This window comes from Thiohalocapsa sp. (assembly GCF_019695415.1).
Classification (GTDB): Bacteria; Pseudomonadota; Gammaproteobacteria; order Chromatiales; family Chromatiaceae; genus Thiohalocapsa.
Window position 1 is genome coordinate 1 of record NZ_JAIFKJ010000375.1, and the last position, 3,696, is coordinate 3,696.

At 67.5% G+C, this 3,696-nt stretch carries 4 protein-coding genes and 1 pseudogene; 2 read left to right on the plus strand and 3 right to left on the minus strand.

Annotated elements, in window-relative coordinates; genetic code table 11:
• Positions 1 to 404: pseudogene (locus I6U14_RS10760) on the plus strand (malate synthase G); the annotation flags it as partial.
• A 137-nt stretch (positions 405 to 541) separates the two neighbouring features.
• Here the strand turns inward: I6U14_RS10760 and I6U14_RS10765 are convergent.
• Positions 542 to 901 (minus strand): TusE/DsrC/DsvC family sulfur relay protein, encoded by a 360-nt coding sequence (locus I6U14_RS10765; RefSeq protein ID WP_296899210.1) that lies wholly within the window; start codon positions 899 to 901, stop codon positions 542 to 544.
• A 178-nt stretch (positions 902 to 1,079) separates the two neighbouring features.
• Here I6U14_RS10765 and I6U14_RS10770 point away from each other — a divergent pair, with 178 nt between their 5' ends.
• The gene (locus I6U14_RS10770) at positions 1,080 to 2,060 is read left to right on the plus strand and encodes a LysR family transcriptional regulator (protein WP_296899212.1); all 981 of its coding nucleotides are present in this window, start codon (positions 1,080 to 1,082) and stop codon (positions 2,058 to 2,060) included.
• Positions 2,061 to 2,151: 91 nt separating this feature from the next.
• Here I6U14_RS10770 and I6U14_RS10775 read toward each other — a convergent pair whose 3' ends face one another.
• Entirely contained in the window at positions 2,152 to 3,573 is a 1,422-nt protein-coding gene (locus I6U14_RS10775) for a HAMP domain-containing sensor histidine kinase (protein WP_296899214.1), read from the minus strand.
• Positions 3,570 to 3,696 (minus strand): winged helix-turn-helix domain-containing protein (locus I6U14_RS10780; RefSeq protein ID WP_296899215.1); only part of this gene is annotated, 127 nt, incomplete at its 5' end. The genes I6U14_RS10780 and I6U14_RS10775, both read right to left, overlap by 4 nt.

The window sequence follows — 3,696 nt, forward strand, 5'->3', positions numbered from 1 at the left end:
TCGGGGACATCCAACAAGAGCTGGACAACAACTGCCAGGGCATCCTCGGCTATGTGGTGCGCTGGATCGATCAGGGCATCGGATGCTCCAAGGTGCCTGACATCACCGACACCGGACTGATGGAAGACCGCGCCACCCTGCGCATTGCAAGCCAGCTGCTCGCGAACTGGCTGCACCATGGCGTCGTGGACAGGGACCAGATCATGGCGACGCTGAAGCGTATGGCGGAGGTTGTCGACCGCCAGAACGCGGGCGATCCGATGTACACGCCGATGGCCCCCACTTTCGACGGCATCGCCTTTCAGGCCGCCTGCGACCTAATCTTCAACGGCCGCAACGAGCCCAATGGCTATACCGAGCCCGCACTGCACCGGCGGCGACGAGAGCGCAAGGCGCAGGACTGAGTGGAAGAGGCTGCCTGAGCCGTCCCCGGCGCGATGGTCGCAGCGCTGACAATCGCGGGGAGGACGTGCTCAGACTATTGCTGGTGGTTGCACGTCTGGGCATAGCGGTGGCCAAGCCCACGCCGAGAAGCTAGGGCTCATACGTCGAGCATGAGCTTTCGCGGCTTGCGCATGCCGGCGATCTTGCAGGCCTGTTGTCCGTAGCCCCGCGGAAAGAGCCGGTACAGGTAACGGCGGGTTGCGCGCTCGGCGCCCCAATGCCCACGCAGGTGGGCGAGCAGGGTGCGGGCCTCGGGCACGCTGTCGTTTTGCTCATAGTAGTCGCGGATCCAATGGATGACCTCTTCGCGCTCCGGCGTGAGCTCTAGGTCGCTCTCGTCGGCGAGCTGCGGTATGAGCTCGGACGTCCAGAGCTGTGCGTCGAGCAGGAATCCCTCCTCGTCACGGGCAAGTGCGTCAAGTCGCAGCGCCGCGTTTCGGTTGGCCAGGTTCACCATCTGTCACCCTCCTTCGCTTGTGTGTGGATCGAGCATAAGGTGCAACATAAATCCAGACAAACGAAAGATATTGGGCTTTAATATCGACTATATCGATACAAACGGGTCCGCCCGTTGGGGGTGCAGGCAAGCCGTGACACGGATCGCGGTCGGGACGCAGCCCTGAGGCAGAGGTTTTATGGACATCGACCAGGCTCGCACCTTTCTCGCTATCGCGGCCCACGGCAGCTTCCTCGCGGCCGCCGAGCGGCTGCATGTCACTCAGTCCACCGTCAGCGCGCGGATTCGCGCGCTGGAGTCAGACTTGGGTGCTCGGCTCTTTGTGCGCAACCGCGCGGGCGCCAGCCTGACGCCGGCGGGTCGCCGATTCTTGCGGCATGCGAAGATCTTGGTGCTCACCGTCGAGCAGGCACGTCATGATCTGGGGCTGCCCGGGCGCTTTCGCGGCACCGTCCGGGTGGGTGCCCGCATCGCCCTGTGGGACGGTTGCCTACCGCGCTGGGTGCGCTGGCTGCGGTTGAAGGCACCGGACGTGTCGCTGCAGTGCGAGATCGGCTTCGAAGACGATCTGATGCGCCGGATGCGGGAGGGCACGCTCGACGTCGCCCTGATGTATACCCCGACCCACGCGCCGGAGTTGGTGGTCGAGCAGCTGTTCGAGGAGATTTTGGTCATGGTGAGCACCGCCCCCGATGTCCGCTGGCCCGGCGAGGACTACATCGACGTGGACTGGGGCCCCGGCTTTCAAGCCTGGCAGCGAGAGAATTGGCCGGACCTCGCTCCACCGCCGCGGACGGCAAACATCGGTTGGCTCGCAGTACAACTCATGCTGGGCATAGGCGGTGAAAGCCGCGGTACCTGTTTCCTACCGCAGCGCATGGCCGAGCCGCTGGTGGCAGCCGGCCGGCTGTTTCAGGTCGCCGAGGCGCCGGCGTATGCCCAACCAGCGTACATGGTCTTCCCACGGCAGATCGACGACGACATTCTGCCGCCTGCGCTGGAGGGGCTGCGCAGGCTCGCCCAACGCTGCGCGGGCGCGACGCATGAGGCAGGGGAGCGCTCAGATGTTGCGAAGAATCCGCCGGACGTCACGAGGGCGTCTCCGGGCGCGTCCGGCAAGGCCGGTGGGTTTCTTCGCAACCTCTCAGGCCGGGGCTGACACCCTTGTCACCGAGCGGGCGCGCGCCATCGTCGCCTGGGTGATGCGCTGCCAGCCGGTACGAAGTGCTCGTTGGTGCAAACAGGCGTCACTACGACGAACGGTTCACTCGCCGTTTCTGGGCGTCACTGGCCGCGGCTGGAAGCAGCGCGCTCACCGCGAGGCCTCCGCCCGCCGCCTGCGCGAACTCCAGCGCGCCCCCGTAGGCATCGGCCACGTCGCGGGCGATGGCGAGGCCCAGCCCCGAGCCGGCTTTGTGCTCGTCGAGCCTCAGGCCGCGTTCTCCGAGGCGGTGCAGCTGGTCTGGCGGTACGCCGGGGCCGTCATCGGTGATGGTCACCAGCACCGCGTCGCCAGCAGACGCTTTGATCACCACCCGGCTGCGTGCCCACTTGGCCGCGTTTTCCAGAAGGTTGCCAAGGAGCTCCAGCAGATCGTCCATCGCCAATGCCGCGATGGCGTTATTGGGTGTCGTCAGCATCCACTCGATGCGCCCGCCTTCCGGCGTGCGCTTGAGCGTGCCCAGTAGTCGGCCCAGGGCGTCCGCGACGTCGGCGCGGGCCTGGCGTGGCCGTGCTCCCGAGCGTACCCGGGCGCGGATCAGCTCCCGGTCCACTCGCCGGCGCATGTGCTCGGCGAGCTGGTCCAGGTCCGCCGCTACGGTGGGATTGCCCTCCCTGCGCAGGCGTTCGGCGTCTGCGGCGAGGGCGCTGAGGGGGGTTTTGAGGCCATGCGCGAGGTCTGCGGTCCAGCTTCGGGCCTGGGCGACAGCCTGCTCGCGTGCGGCGAGCAGGGCATTCAATTCCGCCACCAGCGGGCGCACCTCGTCCGGGTACTGTTCCGGCAGACGCTCGGCTCGGCCCGCGCGGACGTCGTTTATGCCCCGGCGCACGTCCTCCATCGGTGCCAGACCGGCACGGATCTGCACCCAAGTGGCTGCAAGCAGCAGCAAGGCGATGACGCCGAGGTAGGGCAGCATCTCGACGGCGAAGGCATTGCGGGCGTTGATGAGCTCGGCTCGGTCTTGTCCTACCGCGAGCCGCAGGGCTCTCCCCTCGGCGTTGTGGTCGGGGTCGCCAGTAGCGGGGAGGCGGATGCTGCGCTCGCGCACCAGTAGCGGCCGGTCGCCTGGGCCCGGTAGGGCGTGTGCATGGACGCTGCCGACGGGAAGCTGGTCCGTGGGCAGTCGGAGCTCCGTGTCCCAAAGGGAGCGCGAGCGCATGGCGCCGAGCCCGCCGCTTCCTGCTGCGGTGTCGTCGATTTGCCAGTAGAGGCCGGAGAGGGGGGCCTCGAAGCGCGGGTCTGACGGGCGCGGCTCGACGGCGAGGCCGCCGTCGGCAATGCGCACAGCCGCCGCGAGCTGATTCAGCTGGCTCGTCAGCTCGGCGCCGATGCGCCGCTCCACATGCCGCTCGAACAGGGCTACCAGGCTCAGTGCCGCCAGCAGCAGCGCAAGGGCAATGGACAGGAGCCCGGCGACGGCGAGCCGAGCTCGCAGGGAGCGGCGGGTCACCGGGCGTCGCCGTCTTTGGTCGGGTCGGGCTCGATCAAATAGCCGAAGCCGCGGCGGGTCTGGATCAGGTCGGTGCCGAGCTTGCGCCGTACCCGGCCCACCAAAACCTCCACGGCGTTCGAC

Excerpts from the sequence above, each read along its gene's own strand:
- I6U14_RS10765 (WP_296899210.1), bottom strand. The coding sequence starts at position 901 with ATGGTGAACCTGGCCAACCGAAACGCGGCGCTGCGACTTGACGCACTT.
- I6U14_RS10770 (WP_296899212.1), top strand. The coding sequence starts at position 1,080 with ATGGACATCGACCAGGCTCGCACCTTTCTCGCTATCGCGGCCCACGGC.